The organism is Janibacter zhangyanbonis, from assembly GCF_050507325.1.
In the GTDB taxonomy this organism is placed as follows: Bacteria; Actinomycetota; Actinomycetes; order Actinomycetales; family Dermatophilaceae; genus Janibacter.
In genome coordinates, this window is the sequence record NZ_CP191481.1 from 2,071,154 (window position 1) to 2,086,868 (window position 15,715).

15 protein-coding genes are annotated in these 15,715 nt (G+C 72.0%); 10 read left to right on the plus strand and 5 right to left on the minus strand.

The window, feature by feature from the left end:
* Nucleotides 1–13: 13 nt before the first annotated feature.
* The 4 genes from ACQBJO_RS10080 to ACQBJO_RS10095 are packed head-to-tail and all read right to left on the minus strand — an operon-like array spanning nucleotide 14 to nucleotide 2,983.
* Nucleotides 14–541, minus strand: a complete 528-nt coding sequence (locus ACQBJO_RS10080; RefSeq protein ID WP_255183676.1) for a peroxiredoxin — start codon at nucleotides 539–541, stop codon at nucleotides 14–16.
* On the minus strand, nucleotides 487–957 hold the full coding sequence (locus ACQBJO_RS10085) for a DUF3052 domain-containing protein (protein ID WP_255183677.1): 471 nt from the start codon (nucleotides 955–957) through the stop codon (nucleotides 487–489). Before ACQBJO_RS10085 ends, ACQBJO_RS10080 begins: the two co-directional genes overlap by 55 nt.
* Nucleotides 954–2,465, minus strand: a complete 1,512-nt coding sequence (locus ACQBJO_RS10090) for a PH domain-containing protein (protein ID WP_421009027.1) — start codon at nucleotides 2,463–2,465, stop codon at nucleotides 954–956. Before ACQBJO_RS10090 ends, ACQBJO_RS10085 begins: the two co-directional genes overlap by 4 nt.
* Nucleotides 2,462–2,983: a PH domain-containing protein gene (locus ACQBJO_RS10095; protein WP_421009026.1), complete on the minus strand. Its 522-nt coding sequence runs from the start codon at nucleotides 2,981–2,983 to the stop codon at nucleotides 2,462–2,464. Before ACQBJO_RS10095 ends, ACQBJO_RS10090 begins: the two co-directional genes overlap by 4 nt.
* Before the next feature lie 67 nt (nucleotides 2,984–3,050).
* Here ACQBJO_RS10095 and fdhD point away from each other — a divergent pair, with 67 nt between their 5' ends.
* The 5 genes from fdhD (at nucleotide 3,051) to ACQBJO_RS10120 (ending at nucleotide 8,960) form a co-directional block, all read left to right on the plus strand.
* A complete protein-coding gene (fdhD, locus tag ACQBJO_RS10100; protein WP_430407100.1) occupies nucleotides 3,051–3,938 on the plus strand; it encodes a formate dehydrogenase accessory sulfurtransferase FdhD in 888 nt (295 codons plus the stop codon).
* A gap of 77 nt (nucleotides 3,939–4,015) precedes the next feature.
* Entirely contained in the window at nucleotides 4,016–6,808 is a 2,793-nt protein-coding gene (gene aceE / locus ACQBJO_RS10105; protein ID WP_421009024.1) for a pyruvate dehydrogenase (acetyl-transferring), homodimeric type, read from the plus strand.
* Between the two features lie 197 nt (nucleotides 6,809–7,005).
* Entirely contained in the window at nucleotides 7,006–7,608 is a 603-nt protein-coding gene (locus ACQBJO_RS10110; RefSeq protein WP_421009023.1) for a hypothetical protein, read from the plus strand.
* 122 nt (nucleotides 7,609–7,730) lie between these two features.
* On the plus strand, nucleotides 7,731–8,312 hold the full coding sequence (locus tag ACQBJO_RS10115) for a hypothetical protein (protein ID WP_421009022.1): 582 nt from the start codon (nucleotides 7,731–7,733) through the stop codon (nucleotides 8,310–8,312).
* Between the two features lie 39 nt (nucleotides 8,313–8,351).
* Nucleotides 8,352–8,960 carry an MOSC domain-containing protein gene (locus tag ACQBJO_RS10120; RefSeq protein WP_421009021.1) on the plus strand — a complete coding sequence of 203 codons (609 nt, stop codon included), beginning with the start codon at nucleotides 8,352–8,354 and terminating at the stop codon, nucleotides 8,958–8,960.
* A gap of 122 nt (nucleotides 8,961–9,082) precedes the next feature.
* Here ACQBJO_RS10120 and ACQBJO_RS10125 read toward each other — a convergent pair whose 3' ends face one another.
* Nucleotides 9,083–10,234, minus strand: a complete 1,152-nt coding sequence (locus ACQBJO_RS10125) for a glycerophosphodiester phosphodiesterase family protein (protein WP_255183685.1) — start codon at nucleotides 10,232–10,234, stop codon at nucleotides 9,083–9,085.
* 149 nt (nucleotides 10,235–10,383) lie between these two features.
* Here ACQBJO_RS10125 and argG point away from each other — a divergent pair, with 149 nt between their 5' ends.
* The 5 genes from argG (at nucleotide 10,384) to ACQBJO_RS10150 (ending at nucleotide 15,673) form a co-directional block, all read left to right on the plus strand.
* On the plus strand, nucleotides 10,384–11,811 hold the full coding sequence (argG, locus tag ACQBJO_RS10130) for an argininosuccinate synthase (RefSeq protein WP_421009020.1): 1,428 nt from the start codon (nucleotides 10,384–10,386) through the stop codon (nucleotides 11,809–11,811).
* A 120-nt stretch (nucleotides 11,812–11,931) separates the two neighbouring features.
* Entirely contained in the window at nucleotides 11,932–13,113 is a 1,182-nt protein-coding gene (locus ACQBJO_RS10135; RefSeq protein WP_421009019.1) for a PucR family transcriptional regulator, read from the plus strand.
* A gap of 55 nt (nucleotides 13,114–13,168) precedes the next feature.
* On the plus strand, nucleotides 13,169–14,350 hold the full coding sequence (locus ACQBJO_RS10140; protein ID WP_369694806.1) for an acyltransferase domain-containing protein: 1,182 nt from the start codon (nucleotides 13,169–13,171) through the stop codon (nucleotides 14,348–14,350).
* Nucleotides 14,347–15,351 carry a beta-ketoacyl-ACP synthase III gene (locus ACQBJO_RS10145; RefSeq protein ID WP_255183688.1) on the plus strand — a complete coding sequence of 335 codons (1,005 nt, stop codon included), beginning with the start codon at nucleotides 14,347–14,349 and terminating at the stop codon, nucleotides 15,349–15,351. Before ACQBJO_RS10140 ends, ACQBJO_RS10145 begins: the two co-directional genes overlap by 4 nt.
* A gap of 70 nt (nucleotides 15,352–15,421) precedes the next feature.
* Nucleotides 15,422–15,673: an acyl carrier protein gene (locus ACQBJO_RS10150; protein WP_255183689.1), complete on the plus strand. Its 252-nt coding sequence runs from the start codon at nucleotides 15,422–15,424 to the stop codon at nucleotides 15,671–15,673.
* Nucleotides 15,674–15,715 lie beyond the last annotated feature (42 nt).

Genomic DNA, 15,715 nt, shown 5'->3' on the forward strand with positions numbered 1-15,715 from the left:
GACTACCCGCGACTCAGGCCCGGGCGGGACCCCCGAGGGCGTCGAGGGCGGCGTGGTAGCCGGCGAAGTCGCGCGCCTGCCCCGTGGGGTTGACCAGCTGCCACGCGATGCGGCCGTCGCGGTCGACGAGGAAGGTGCCGCGCTTGGCCATGCCCTGCTCCTCGTCGAGGACGCCGTAGTCGCGTGCGACCTGCCCGTGCGGCCAGAAGTCCGACAGCAGCGGGAAGAAGTAGCCCTCTTGGTCGGCCCACGCCCGCAGGCTGAACATCGGGTCGCAGGAGATCGCCACCGTCGTCACCTGCTCGGACTCGAAGCGACCGAGGTCGTCGCGGATCTCCCCGAGCTCACCGGTGCAGATGCCCGAGAAGGCGAAGGGGTAGAAGACGAGCAGCACGGCGCGGTCGGCCCGCAGCTCGGCGAGCGAGACGTCACGGCCGTACTGGTCGCGCAGGACGAAGTCGGGTGCGGTGCTCCCGACCGACAGGCTCAGCGCGAGCCCTTGGGAGCGGCCAGGCGGGTGGCGACCCAGGCGTCGGAGCACATGACCGAGCCGGAGGTGTGCAGGCCGGCCGTCGTCGCGGCCTCGTCGACCTCGCTCGGGTCGACCTCCTCCTCCTGACCGGGGCGGGGCGTGACCAGCACGATCGAGGAACCCTCCGCGAGGGTGCCCAAGGTGTCGACGAGCGCGTCGGTGAGGTCACCGTCGCCGTCGCGCCACCACAGGATCACCGCGTCGACGACACCGGTGTAGTCCTCGTCCTCGAGCTCCTCGCCGATGACGTCCTGGACCGCTGCACGCAGGTCCTCGTCGACGTCATCGTCCCAGCCGTACTCCTGGACGATCTGCCCGGTGCTGAAGCCGAGCTTTTCGACTGCGGCCTCGGCGAGGTCCGCTCCTGCGGACCGCGACTCCCCCGTCACGACACTGGTCCTCTCTGCTGCTCGCTGCTCACTCATCCGTCATAGTCCACCGCGTCCGGCGCCCGGTTGCAAGCAGGTCCACCGTCGTCGTCGCGTCGCGCGGGGCTCGCGTGGGCCTCGACGAGCCCCCGCAGGGCCTCGGCGTGCGCCCGGTCGAGGTGGCAGACACCTGGGTCCACGGGCCCCACGGTGCTCACCGCGTGCACCGTTGCGAGGTCGAGGCGCCGGGCGAGCGGCCCCTGCGAGACGGTGAGCGACTGGATGCGTCCCCAGGGCGCGACCCGGATCCTGCGGTCGAGCCACCCGCTCCGGTCGAGCAGCGCTGCCTGCCCTGCGAGGTAGCCGATGTGGCGGTGGGCGAAGGGGTGGACCCACCTCGCGCGCCGCGGCTGGCCCACGAAGCCGGTCGGGGTCGTGGTCATCAGGTCCCGGACCTCACGCGTCGTCCCGGCGTCGCCGGTGACGACGTGCAGCAGGTGCAGCACCTCCGGCGTCGTCGCCGCCGGGACGAGGACGGGGTCGGCCGACTCCGCGGCCGAGCCGATCTCGGCGCCGGCGACGTTGACCGTCAGCGACCACCACCCCGCTCGCCGCCACAGCCACGGCTGGTCGACCTGCACGGCCTGCACGCGGTGCAGCGGGACGGACGAGGTGCGGGTGTCGGTGAGCCCGCGCTGGCTCGTGAGGGTGCTCCCCCGCCGCCCGATGACCAGGCCCCACCACCGGGTGAGGCGCAGCAGCGCGCGACCACCGGCCACCACGACGACGGGGAAGAGCCCGGTGACTGCCGGCGCGAGGCCGACGAGCGCGAGGACGACCGCGACGACACCGATGAGGGCGACGAAGATCGCCTCGCCGCTCAGCAGTACCGACGCGACGACCCGCGCCGGCGGCACGACGAGCAGCCGCTCCTCGGCGGCCTGCGCCGCGGACGAGGCGAGGTCGGGCCGAGGCGCGCCAGGTTCGTCCCCGCCCACGGCACCGGCGGCGGGTCCCCCTTCGCCCGCTGCGGTCCGGGGCGTGGCGCTCGCCTCCTGGGCCAGGCCGAGGAGTCGCTCGCGGACCGACTCGGCGTCGGCGACGCGCAGGTAGGCGATCGACAGGTGCGAGTCGCCGCCGCCCGCCGACTCGACCCGCACCTCCGAGAGGCCGCACAGGCGCGCGAGGAGCGGCCGGACGAGGTCGACGGCCTGGATGCGGTCGTAGCGCACCTGCCGGTGCTGGCGGAAGAGCACGCCGGTGCGCATCTCGATGCTGTCGTCGCCGAGCCGGTAGCGGGTGAACCACCACGACACCAGGCCGAGCAGGACCGCGCCGAGCACGACGAGCCCGACGGCGCCGGCCTGCAGGAGCGTCCCCACACCGAGCACCGCGCCCGCGGGTCCCCCCGGGCCCGAGTCGTCGTCCCCACCGCCGAAGGCCGCAGCGAGGGTGTCGACCTGCTGGCTCACGAGGTAGCCGAGGACACCGAGCACGACGAGCCCGCCCCGGATGAAGGGCGAGACCGGGTGGACCCGGACGAAGCCCTCGTCGGGATCGCTCACAGCCCCGCCCGCTGGGCCTCGCCGCGACCGGCGAGGCGGGTGCGCAGCTCCTCGGCGACGGGCGCCGGCAGACCGGGCAGGTCGGCGGAGCTGACCGGTGACGCGGTGTGCACCTCGATGACGGCCAGACCGGCGCGGCGCATGAGCGGGCCGGAGCTGAGGTCGACGTACTGGATGCGGCCGTAGGGCACGGTCACCAGGCGCCGCCACATCCGCCCGCGCCGGATGGCGATCTCCTCGGGCAGCTCGGCCCAGCTCATCGCCCGCACCTGGACGCCGACGAGCCACATCCACCAGACCCACACGAGGAGCACCACGACCGTGCCGACGACCAGCCACGGCCACAGCAGCGCCGCCGCGACGCCGAAGGCGATGGCGACCGGCAGCAGCACGAGGGTCGACGCGGTGCGGCGCACCCGGGCCAGCGCCGGCGAGACCGGGTGCCAGTGCGCGCCGTGGTCGCCGCGCAGCGGCAGCACGAACGGGAGCGGAGGGGGCGGGGTCGGCTGCTCGTCCACGGCACCATCTCACCAGACGGGCTCCGTAGGCTGGGGTCGTGGTGGACGTGCGACGTGGAGGTGCCCGATGGGTCGGGTGATGCAGCGGCTCAAGGTGGAGCGACGCGACGGACGCACCCTGCGTCGCATCGAGTCGGTCGCCGTCGAGGAGCCGCTCGAGATCCGGGTCGCCGAGCTGCCGGAGCGCGGTGTGGCCGCGGGGAGCGCCCCCCTTCGTCCACCGTCGACGACCGTGACGACGACGATGCGCCTGCCCGGCGACGACTTCGACCTCGCCCTGGGGCACCTCTTCGCCGAGGGCCTGGTTGCCGACGGCGAGGCGGTCGCGACGATGATGCACTGCACCGACACCGGGCCCGACGGGTCACCGACCTTCAACGTCGTCGAGGTGACCCTCGCCGCGGGGGTACGGCTGCAGCGGCGGGTCACCGAGCGCAACGAGATCGCGACGAGCGCCTGCGGGGTGTGCGGCTCGGCGACCGTCGACGACCTGCTCGCGGCCATGCCCGACTCCCCCGCCGACGACGACGTGCGGGTCGACCTCGCGACGATCCACGCGGGCGTGGCGGCGATGCGCGAGCGGCAGCGCGTCTTCGAGGCGACCGGAGGGGTCCACGCGGCCGCGCTGCTCGGCCCCGACGGCGACCTGCTCGTCGTGCGCGAGGACATCGGCCGGCACAACGCCGTCGACAAGGTGCTCGGGTGGGCCGCCCGCGAGGGCCGGCTGCCGCTGACGGGTCACACCCTGCTCGTGTCGTCGCGGGCCGGCTTCGAGATCGCGCAGAAGGCGGCAGTCGCCGGCGTGCCCGTCCTCGCCTGCGTCTCGGCCGCGACCTCCCTGGCCGTCGAGGTCGCCGACCGGGCCGGGCTGACCCTGCTCGGCTTCGTCCGCGAGCCGCGCGCGACCGTCTACACGCACGCCCACCGCATCCCGGAGTCCGAACCCGGTTTGTGACGCCTGACACCCACGCGAGAGGATGGGTGTGTCCGTCGTCACCACGTGCGGACAGGTCTTGTGAAAGGACGACACTCGTGCCCGGCTCAGCGGATCACCTCAGCGACGGCCCCATCCTCAACGGCATCCCCACCCACCTGCCGGACATCGACGCGGAGGAGACAGCCGAGTGGCTGGACTCCATCGACGCGCTGATCGACGACTCGGGCCGCGAGCGCGCCCGCTACGTCATGCTGCGCCTGCTCGAGCGCGCGCGCATGAAGAACGTCGGGGTCCCGTCGCTGACGACGACCGACTACGTCAACACCATCCGACCGGCGGACGAGCCGTGGTACCCCGGTGACGAGGAGGTCGAGCGCCGCTACCGGGCGTGGATCCGCTGGAATGCCGCGATCCAGGTCCACCGCGCCCAGCGCCCCGGCGTCGGGGTCGGCGGCCACATCTCCTCCTACGCCTCCGCGGCGACCCTCTACGAGGTCGGCTTCAACCACTTCTGGCGGGGCAAGGACCACCCGGGCGGCGGCGACCAGATCTTCTTCCAGGGCCATGCCTCCCCCGGCATGTACGCCCGCGCCTTCCTCGAGGGCCGCATCAGCGAGGAGCAGATGGACGGCTTCCGGCAGGAGGCCGCCCAGCTCGCCGGGCAGGGCGAGACCGGGATGCCCTCCTACCCGCACCCGCGCCTGATGCCGGACTTCTGGGAGTTCCCCACGGTGTCGATGGGCATCGGCCCGATGAACGCGATCTACCAGGCGCAGTTCAACAAGTACCTGCACAACCGCGGCATCAAGGACACCTCCCAGCAGCACGTGTGGGCCTTCCTCGGCGACGGCGAGATGGACGAGCCGGAGAGCCGTGGCCTGCTGCAGACGGCCGCCTTCGAGGAGCTCGACAACCTCACCTTCGTCGTCAACTGCAACCTCCAGCGTCTCGACGGGCCGGTCCGCGGCAACGGCAAGATCATCCAGGAGCTCGAGGCGCAGTTCCGCGGCGCCGGGTGGAATGTCATCAAGGTCGTCTGGGGCCGCGGCTGGGACCCGCTGCTCGCCGCCGACCGCGACGGCGCGCTGGTCAACCTCATGAACCAGACGCCCGACGGCGACTACCAGACCTTCCGCGCCAACGACGGCGCCTACGTGCGGGAGAACTTCTTCAACCGCGACCCGCGCACCCGCAAGCTCGTCGAGGACTGGTCCGACGCCGACGTGTGGTGGAAGCTCAAGCGCGGTGGCCACGACTACAACAAGGTCTACGCCGCCTACCGCGCCGCGATGCACCACACCGGTCAGCCGACGGTCATCCTCGCGAAGACGATCAAGGGCTACGGCCTGGGCACGCACTTCGCCGGGCGCAATGCGACCCACCAGATGAAGAAGCTCACCCTCGACGACCTCAAGGGGCTGCGCGACGGGCTGAAGATCCCGATCACCGACGAGCAGCTCGAGGCCAACCCCTACCTGCCGCCCTACTACCACCCCGGTGAGGACGACGAGGCGATCCAGTACATGCGCGAGCGCCGCGGCAAGCTCGGCGGCGGGCTGCCCTCGCGGCGGGTCGAGTACACGGCACCGCAGCTGCCGGGCGACGACAAGTACAGCCAGATGGCCAAGGGCTCGGGCAAGCAGGAGATCGCCACGACGATGGCCTGGGTCCGCCTGCTCAAGGACCTCATGCGCGAGAAGGGCTTCGGCGACCGGATCGTGCCGATCATCCCCGACGAGGCGCGCACCTTCGGCATGGACTCCTTCTTCCCGACGAAGAAGATCTACAACCCGCACGGGCAGAACTACACTTCGGTCGACGCCGACCTCATGCTCGCCTACCGCGAGTCCGAGCAGGGCCAGATCGTCCACACCGGCATCAACGAGGCCGGCTCGGTCGCGGCCTTCACCGCCGCGGCGACGAGCTATGCCACGCACGGCGAGCCGATGATCCCGGTCTACATCTTCTACTCGATGTTCGGCTTCCAGCGCACCGGCGACAGCATCTGGGCGGCCGCCGACCAGATGTCCCGAGGCTTCCTCCTCGGCGCCACGGCCGGGCGCACGACCCTCACCGGCGAGGGGCTGCAGCACGCCGACGGCCACTCCCAGCTGCTCGCCGCGACCAACCCCGCGGTCGTCTCCTGGGACCCGGCCTACGGCTTCGAGATCGCGCACATCATGCGTCAGGGCCTGGAGACGATGTACGGCGGCGACGCCCCGCAGTCGGACGCCAGTCGCAACGTCATCTACTACCTCACGCTCTACAACGAGCCGATCGTCCAGCCGCAGCAGCCCGAGGACCTCGACGTCGACGGCCTGCTCAAGGGCATCTACCGGTACGCCGCCGGTGACGCCTCCGGCCTCGGTGACACCCCGCCGCGGTGCCAGCTGCTCGCCAGCGGCGTCGGCATGGCGTGGGCGCTCGAGGCGCAGCAGCTGCTGCGCGACGACTGGGGCGTCGTCGCCGACGTGTGGTCGGTGACGAGCTGGAGCGAGCTGCGTCGCGAGGCCATGGCGTGCGACGAGCAGCGCTTCCTGCACCCCGACCAGGAGCGGCGGACCCCCTTCGTCACCCAGCAGCTGGAGGGGACCGTCGGCCCGGTCGTCGCCGTCTCCGACTACATGAAGCAGGTCCAGGACCAGATCCGTCCGTGGATCCCCGAGGAGTTCTCGGCCCTGGGCACCGACGGCTTCGGCTTCTCCGACACCCGGGCCGCGGCGCGACGCTACTTCCACGTCGACGGCCCGTCGATGGCCGTGCGAGCCCTGCAGATGCTCGCCGACCGCGGCTGGGTCGCCGAGGACGTCCCCGGCAAGGCCGCCGAGAAGTACCGCCTGCTCGACGTCAGCGCCGGCACCTCCGGCAACGCGGGCGGCGACGCCTGAGGCACCGCCCCCGGCACCACACGGGCCCCGGCCATGGCGCCTCCACCCGGAGACGCCATGGCCGGGGCTTCGTCGTGAGCGCGAAGGGAGGTCACGACCCGGTCTCGACGCGGGCGTCGCAGCAACCCGCGAGTGCCCGGCGACGTCTGCGGCATCGGGTGGCACCACCGCCACCCCTGATGCAAAGGGGACACACGATGACATCACGCACCACCACAGCACTGCTCGCAGCGACTCCGCTCGCGCTGGGCCTGGCCCTGGCCGCGGCGCCGCAGGCGAGCGCCGCGACGACACCGCCCGCCGACGCCGAGCTCCTCGTGCAGGTCGCCGACGTCCACGCCGGCCACCTCGAGGGCATCGCGGGCAACCGGCACCGCGTGCGGGTCGCCCAGGTCGACGGCCGGACCACCGGCTTCGTCCAGTCCTGGACCTGCCCGTCGGAGGCGACGGTGACCACCCGCTGGGTCTCGCCGTCGTGCACGCACCGGTCGACCTTCAGCCTGCGGGAGCAGTGGGGCGCCCCGCCGCAGGCGCGAGTGAGCTCGACCGGGCGCTCGGGCGTCATCGCGGGCAAGCTCGTCGGGGTCAACCGCACGACGGGGTGGCAGCGCTCCTTCACGGTCGACCTCACGATGCGGGCCGGCACCGGCGCGACGGCCGACCGCGACCAGGCGCCCTTCGACGGCGAGAGCACCACCGTGTGGTCGACGGCCGGCTTCTCCGGCGACGTCTCGGGTGCCGACGTGTGGGTCAGGGGGACGCCGCAGGGCACCTCGAGCCTCTTCGGCTGGACGGACTGACAGCTGCGTCCACCGTCACGGGGAGGTCACGATCGGTGGCCTCCCCGAACCATGTCCCGGCGACAGCCTTCTGCTCCTGTGTGGGCGACAACGAGGTCACCCACGATCGAGAGGGGACACTCATGAGGACTCGACGACTGGCTCTGGCCACGCTGCCGCTCGCGGCGGCGCTCATCGCGACGATGATGCCGACCGCCACGGCCACCACCACACGTTCGGCAGCCACGCCGCCCGACTCGGACAGCCTGCTCTTCGGCTTCCACGACGCGCTCCGTGGGAGCGTCGCCGGCACGCCGGGCAACCGGCACCACCTCTACCTGCTCGACGGCGAGGGCCCGGCGACCGGGTACCTGCGCTCCTACACCTGTCCCGAGGACGCACCCTTCACCGACTCCTGGGCGTCGCAGCGCTGCACCCACCTGCTGACCCAGGACCTGCGTCCGCAGTGGGGCAACCCGCCGACGGCGTGGATCAGCTCGACCGGCCGGTCCGGCGTCTTCCGCACGGACAACCTCGTCGGCACCAACAGGGCGACCGGGTACCGACGCGCGGTCTCCGCCGACCTGACCTTCGTCGCCGGGAAGACGGCCGAGCCGCTGGGTGCTGACGGGCACTACGCGTGGTCGACAGCGGACGCCCGCGGCAACCTCGGCGGCGCCACCGTCTGGATCACGGGCAATGCCTGGTTCGGCTGGACCGTCTGACGGGACTGGGGGTGTGCCCACGCATGGCAGGATCGCCGCGTGGGCACCCCCTTCGTCAGGTCCGTGAGCAGCGACGAGCTGCACCGCTTCAGCAAGCAACCGCGCGAGGCCATCGAGCTCGTCGCCGGCCTTGGCGTGCGCGGTGATGCCCACGCCGGGACCCTCGTGCAGCACCGGTCCCGGGTGCGGCGCGACCCCAACCAGCCCAACCTGCGCCAGGTCCACCTCATCCAGGCCGACCTCCTCGAGGAGGCCCGAGCGGCCGGGCACGACATCGGCCCGGGCTCTCTCGGCGAGAACGTGCTCACCGACGGAGTCGACCTGCTCGCCCTGCCCGAGGGCACCCGCCTGCACCTGGGTGAGGCCGTCGTGCGGCTCACCGGGCTGCGCAACCCCTGCCGGCAGATCGACGAGCACTCGCACGGGCTGCTCAAGGTCGTCGTCCGCCGCGTCGACGGCGTGGCCACCCGCACCGACTCGCAGGTCGAGCTGGGCCCCACGGGCGGCGTGCAGGCCCTCGACGGCGTCGGCATCGAGCGGCGGGCCGGCGTGATGTCGGTCGTCGAGGTCGGCGGCAGCGTGCGCCCGGGCGACCCGATCGAGGTCGTGCTGCCGCCCGAGCCGCACACCCCCCTCGTCCCCGTCTGACCCGCCCGCCGAGGTCAATTGACCAGCGGTGACCACCGGAGGAGGTTCCGAGGCTCCTTGCGTCCACCGCGCACGACGAAGGGAGGTCCGCACCGGGTGCGGACCTCCCTTCGTCAGGTGGATCAGTTGTCGGCGAGGAAGTCCTCGCGGGCCTCGACGCAGATGTCGGGCTGGTCGCAGAAGGCGCCGTCGATGCCGACCTCGTAGAAGCGGGTGACCTCGTCGGCCATCCGACCGTGGGCGGCCGGGTCGGTGCCGATCCGGTAGTCCGTCGGGAGGAAGGTGTTCTCGGCGCGGAAGGTCCACGGCGTGACCTTCAGCCCCGCGGCGTGGGCGTCCTCGACGAAGCTCGTCGGCTCACCCAGGCTGCCGTCGGAGTTGCGGGCGATGACGGCGTTCTTCTCCGGGCCGAAGCCGTCGATCCACTGCGACAGGTCCTGCATCGACGAAGCGGTGGTCAGCTCGGCATAGGTCGTGCCCTGCTCGTGCAGGTCGTAGGGGCCGCCCTTGACCGTCGTGAGGAAGGTGCTCTTGCCCTTGTAGCCGTGCTCGTCGCGCAGGTCCTTGAGCGCGGTGAGCTCGAAGGACTGGACCCACAGCGGGGCCTTGGGGTGGTTGAGGTGGTACGTCGTCACCAGACGGGCGACCTCGGCCTCGGGGTCGAAGCCCTCGTCGTGGAGGTAGGTCGAGTGCTTGATCTCCGGGATGATGCCGATGACGCGACCGGTCTTGCGAGAGAGGGTCTCTCGCTTGGCCAGGACCTCCTCGAAGGTCGGCACCTCGAACTGGCCGTCATAGCCCCGGGACTCCGGACGCATGTCACCCAGGCGCTCCTTGGCGCGCAGCGTCTTCAGCTCGGCGAGGGTGAAGTCGTCGACGAACCAGCCGGTGACCTGCGTGCCGTCGAGGTTCTTCGTCGTCCTGCGGTCGGCGAACTCCGGGTGGTCGGCGACATCGGTGGTGCCCGAGATCTCCGGCTCGTGGCGGTCGACGAGGACGCCGTCCTTGGTCATGACGAGGTCGGGCTCGATGTAGTCGGCGCCCTGCTCGACGGCCAGGTCGTAGGCGGCGAGGGTGTGCTCGGGGCGGTAGCCCGAGGCGCCGCGGTGGGCGAGGACGAGCGGGTCTGCCATGTTCTTCTCCCGGTAGCCGGGGTTGCCCGACGCGGCCTGGACCTGGGCGTCAGGGGCCGCGGTGGCGGCGGTCGAGGTGGCCAGCGGCGCGACGAGCGCGGCGGCAGCCAGGAGTCCGGTGGCGATCTTCGTGGGGTGCATGTCGGGGACGGTAGGGGCGTCGTGCTCACCATCTGCCGACATCACCGTGTCGCCGTCGTGACCAGTCGATGAACGCACGGGAGTCCCCCTTCGCCTCCGAGTCGCGGACCGGGGACGGCGACGGGCTGCCGAGGTCCTAGGGTGGGGGCGTGTCCAAGGTACTGACTTCCCTCCCTGTTGGTGAACGTGTCGGCATCGCCTTCTCCGGCGGTCTCGACACCTCGGTGGCCGTCGCGTGGATGCGCGAGAAGGGGGCGGTGCCGTGCACGTACACCGCCGACCTCGGCCAGTACGACGAGGACGACATCGAGTCGATCCCCGGTCGCGCCGGCCAGTACGGCTCCGAGCTCTCCCGCCTCGTCGACTGCAAGGGCCCGCTCGTCGAGGAGGGCCTGTCCGCGATCGCGTGCGGCGCCTTCCACATCCGCAGCGGCGGCCGCACCTACTTCAACACCACCCCGCTCGGCCGTGCCGTCACCGGCACGCTGCTCGTGCGGGCGATGAAGGCGGACGGCGTCTCCATCTGGGGCGACGGCTCGACCTTCAAGGGCAACGACATCGAGCGCTTCTACCGCTACGGCCTCATGGCCAACCCCGGCCTGCGCATCTACAAGCCGTGGCTCGACGCCGACTTCGTCACCGAGCTCGGCGGCCGCCAGGAGATGTCCGAGTGGCTCACCGAGCGCGGCCTGCCCTATCGCGACAGCGCGGAGAAGGCCTACTCCACCGACGCCAACATCTGGGGCGCCACCCACGAGGCGAAGACCCTCGAGCACCTCGACGTCTCGCTCGAGACGGTCGAACCGATCATGGGCGTGCGCTTCTGGGACCCGCAGGTCGCCATCGAGGCCGAGGACGTCACCGTGCGCTTCGAGCGCGGCCGCCCGGTCGCGATCAACGGTGACGACTTCGGCGGCGACGCCGTCGCCCTCGTCATGGCCGCCAACACCATCGGCGGTCGCCACGGTCTGGGCATGTCCGACCAGATCGAGAACCGCATCATCGAGGCGAAGTCCCGCGGCATCTACGAGGGCCCGGCGATGGCTCTGCTGCACCTCACCTACGAGCGCCTGCTCAACGCGATCCACAACGAGGACACCATCGCGAGCTACCACGCCGAGGGCCGCCGCCTCGGCCGGCTGCTCTACGAGGGCCGCTGGTTCGACCCGCAGGCGCTCATGCTGCGCGAGTCGCTGCAGCGCTGGGTCGCCTCCGTCGTCACCGGCGAGGTCACCGTGCGCCTGCGCCGCGGCGAGGACTGGACGATCGTCAACACCGTGGGCGAGCACTTCAGCTACCACCCCGACAAGCTGTCGATGGAGCGCACCGACAATGCCGCCTTCGGCCCGGTCGACCGCATCGGCCAGCTGACGATGCGCAACCTCGACATCGCCGACAGCCGCAGCAAGCTCGAGGTCTACGCCGCGCAGGACCAGCTCTCCGGTGGCTACCTCGAGATCATGGGCGAGCTCGAGGCCGGCGGTGGCGACCAGATCGCCTCCAACCCGGCCGCGGCCAACGTCGACGACGAGGACGACGCCCTCGACCGCGCCGCGATGGAGTTCGGCACCGACTGAGCCCGCGGAGGAGCACCACTCCCGAAGGGAGGGTGCGGCCGATGTGGCCGCACCCTCCCTTCGTCCGTTCTGCTCGCGACCCGTGAGACCTCTTGTGGTCTTCACACATAGGATGACGGGGTGTCGCGCCGTGGCCTCGTCTCCCTGACCACCCGTCGGCAGGTCCGTCGCAGGGGCGGCGACCTGGCCCGGGCGGCGACCCAGCGGCTCGAGGCGACGCACGACTGGTACGCCACGCTCAGCGCCCAGGAGCGCTCCTGGGTGGCGCTCGTCGCGCAGGCTGGGATCGCCAACTTCATCGAGTGGCTCGACGGCACCGAGCAGGCCGACACCCGCACGACCTTCGGCGCCGCACCACGGGAGCTGACGCGCACGATCAGCCTCGCCCAGACCCTCGAGCTCGCCCGCTCCGTGGTCGACGTCGTCGAGGAGCACGTCGACGAGCTCGCCAAGCCTGCTGACGTCACCGACCTGCGCATCGCGGTGCTGCGCTACTCGCGCGAGATCGCCTTCGGCGCCGCCCAGGTCTACGCCCATGCTGCCGAGCAGCGAGGGGCCTGGGATGCCCGCCTCGAGTCCCTCGTCATCGACGCGGTCATGCGCGGCGAGGTCGACGAGTCGATCCGCACGAGAGCAGCGGCGCTGGGGTGGGGTGATGTCACCGACGTCGTTGTCCTCGTGGGCGGCTCGCCCCGCAGCGACGGGGATGACGACGACCCGACCGCCGCCGTGGCCGAGGTGCACCGCACGGCGCAGCGGCTCGACCTGCCGGTGCTCGCCGGTGTGCAGGGCAGCCGCCTCGTCGCCGTCGTCGGCTCCGTGGGCGACCCGGCCGCCACGGCCGCCGACTTCGCCGGCTGCTTCGCCGACGGCGATCTCGTCCACGGCCCGCTCGTCACCGACCTCACCGAGGGTGCGGTGTCGGCCCACGCCGCCGTCGCCGGCCACGTCGCCGCCCCGGGCTGGCCGGGTCGGCCACGGCCGGTCGCCGCGGACGACCTCCTCGGGGAGCGAGCCGTCGCCGGCGACGACCTCGCCCACGCCGCCCTCGTCGAGCAGGTGCACCACCGGCTCGCCGAGCACCCGAGCCTGCTCGAGACCGCACGCACCCACCTCGACTCCCCCGGTCTCGAGGCGACCTCCCGCGCCCTCATCGTCCACGTCAACACGGTGCGCTACCGCCTCGGCCGGATCAGCGAGGTCACCGGCTACGACCTCACCGACCCGCACGAGGCCTTCACCGTGCGTGTCGCCCTGACCCTCGGCGCCATCTTGGAGGAACCCTCCAACTCCGACGGGTGATTCTCTGGCGTGGTCGACCTCGCCCGCGCCGCCCTTCGCCCGCGACTCTGGATGGGTGCTCGCCATCACCTGCCCCGGTCAGGGCTCCCAGACGCCCGGCTTCCTCTCTCCCTGGCTCGAGCTGCCCGGCGTGGCCGACCGCCTGCACTGGCTGTCCGCCGTCGCCGGCATCGACCTCGCCACCCACGGCACGACGAGCGACGAGGAGACGATCAAGGACACGGCGGTCGCGCAGCCGCTCATCGTCGCCGCGGGCCTGCTGTCGCTGCTGGCGCTCTTCGAGCACCCGGCCGACGGCTTCCGCGTCGTCGGCGCCGGTGCCGGCCACAGCGTCGGTGAGATCACCGCGGCCTCGGCCGCCGGCGTCATCTCCGCCGAGCAGGCCATGGTCCTCGTCCGCGAGCGCGGTCGCGGCATGGCCGCCGCGGCACAGGCCACCCCCACCGGCATGAGCGCCGTCCTCGGTGGCGACCCCGACGAGGTGCTCACCGTCCTCGAGCAGCACGGCCTCACCCCGGCCAACGTCAACGGCGCCGGTCAGGTCGTGGCCGCCGGCACGATGGAGCAGCTCGCGGCCCTGGCCGAGGCCCCGCCGGCCAAGGCGCGGGTCATGCCCCTCAAGGTTGCCGGCGCCTTCCACACGGAGCACATGTCCCCCGCCGTCGCCGAGATGGGCCGCCTCGCCCGAGCCGTCTCGACCCACGACGCCCGGGTCCCGCTCGTCTCCAACGTCGACGGTGCCGTCATCCACTCCGGCCGCGAGGTGCTCTCGCGCATCGTCAGCCAGGTGAGCAACCCGGTGCGCTGGGACCTGTGCATGGAGACGCTCAAGGACCTCGGCGTCACCGGCGTCATCGAGATCCCTCCGGCCGGTGCCCTCACCGGTCTGGCCAAGCGCGGCCTCAAGGGTGTCGAGGTGCTCGCCCTCAAGACGCCCGACGACCTCGAGGCCGCCCACCGCATGGTGCGCGAGCACGGCTCGGCGCGGTCGGCCTCCCAGCCGACCTGGCGCCTGGTCACCGCGCCGGTCAAGGGCACCGTCGAGGTCGGCTCGAGCGCTCCCGGCGCGGCCGTCACCCCGGGCGACGTCGTCGCCCGCATCTCCTCCCTTCGCGACACGCTCGAGGTGCGGGCCGACCACGGCGGCACCGTCGTCGAGTGGCTCGTCGAGGACGGCGACCCGGTCTCCCCCGGCCAGCCCCTGCTGCGCCTGCACCCCGAGGGGTCGATCGCGTGAGCGCCTCGACCCTGGGCGTCCCCGACGTCCTGCACCACGCGCGCATCACGGGCATCGGCGCCTACCGCCCCGAGCGGGTCGTCCCCAACAGCGAGATCATCGAGGCGATCGACTCCTCCGACGAGTGGATCCGCGAGCGCTCCGGCATCGCCTCGCGCCACAAGGCGGCCGAGGACGAGAGCGTCGTCGACATGGCCGAGCACGCCTCGCGCGCGGCCCTCGACTACGCCGGCCTGGGCGCCGACCAGGTCGACGCCGTGCTCGTCGCCACGGTGACCCACCCCTACCAGACGCCCGCCGCCGCCCCGATCCTCGCGGCCCGGCTCGGCTCCGGCGCAGCGGCCTTCGACATCTCCGCCGCGTGTGCGGGCTACTGCCACGCGATCTCCGTGGCCAACGACATGGTCCGTGTCGGCACCGCCGAGCACGTCCTCGTCGTCGGGGTCGAGAAGCTGCTCGACTTCACCGACCCGCAGGACCGCGGCTCCGCCTTCATCTTCGGCGACGGCGCCGGTGCCGCTGTCGTCTCCCGCAGCGAGACCCCGGGCATCGGCCCGACCGTGTGGGGCAGCGACGGCGACAAGCACCGCTTCATCACGCAGCGCGATGCCTGGACCGAGCTGCGGGACGACCGGGACCTGCGCTGGCCGGCGATCATCATGGAGGGTCCGAGCGTCTTCCGCTGGGCCGTGTGGTCGATGGCCAAGGAGGCCCAGCGAGCGCTCGACGTCGCCGGGGTCCGCGCCGACGAGCTCGCCGCCTTCATCCCCCACCAGGCCAACGTGCGGATCATCGACCAGATGGCCAAGACCCTGGGTCTGCCGGCCGACCTGCCGATCGCCCGCGACATCGTCACCACGGCCAACACCTCCGCGGCCTCGGTCCCCCTCGCGATGGAGCGCATGCTCCGCGAAGGCGAGGTCGAGCCCGGCGGTCTGGCGCTCCAGATCGGCTTCGGTGCCGGTCTCGTCTGGGCCGCGCAGGTCGTGACCCTCCCCTAGTTCACCCGTCGGTCCGACGGGTCATCGGGCCAGCACACCGCCCCAACCCGCAACACGAAGGAGCAGTTCCATGGCATTCAGCGACCAGGAGATCCTCGACGGCCTCGCCGAGATCGTCTCGGAGGAGACCGGTGTCGACGCGTCCGAGGTGACCGCCGACAAGACCTTCACGGACGACCTCGACGTCGACTCGCTGTCGATGATGACGATCGCCGTCACCGCCGAGGAGAAGTTCGGGGCCAAGATCCCCGACGAGGAGGTCAAGAACCTCAAGACCGTCGGCGACGCCGTCAACTTCATCAAGGCCAACCAGCCGGCCTGATCCGGTGACGTTCCCCCCTTCGTCACGAGCGAAGGGGGGAAC

What these genes read in the sequence shown, in the direction of transcription:
- ACQBJO_RS10085 (WP_255183677.1), bottom strand. Translation starts at nt 957, where the DNA reads ATGAGTGAGCAGCGAGCAGCAGAGAGGACCAGTGTCGTGACGGGGGAG.
- fdhD (WP_430407100.1), top strand. Translation starts at nt 3,051, where the DNA reads ATGGGTCGGGTGATGCAGCGGCTCAAGGTGGAGCGACGCGACGGACGC.
- ACQBJO_RS10110 (WP_421009023.1), top strand. Translation starts at nt 7,006, where the DNA reads ATGACATCACGCACCACCACAGCACTGCTCGCAGCGACTCCGCTCGCG.
- ACQBJO_RS10115 (WP_421009022.1), top strand. Translation starts at nt 7,731, where the DNA reads ATGAGGACTCGACGACTGGCTCTGGCCACGCTGCCGCTCGCGGCGGCG.
- ACQBJO_RS10125 (WP_255183685.1), bottom strand. Translation starts at nt 10,234, where the DNA reads ATGCACCCCACGAAGATCGCCACCGGACTCCTGGCTGCCGCCGCGCTC.
- ACQBJO_RS10150 (WP_255183689.1), top strand. Translation starts at nt 15,422, where the DNA reads ATGGCATTCAGCGACCAGGAGATCCTCGACGGCCTCGCCGAGATCGTC.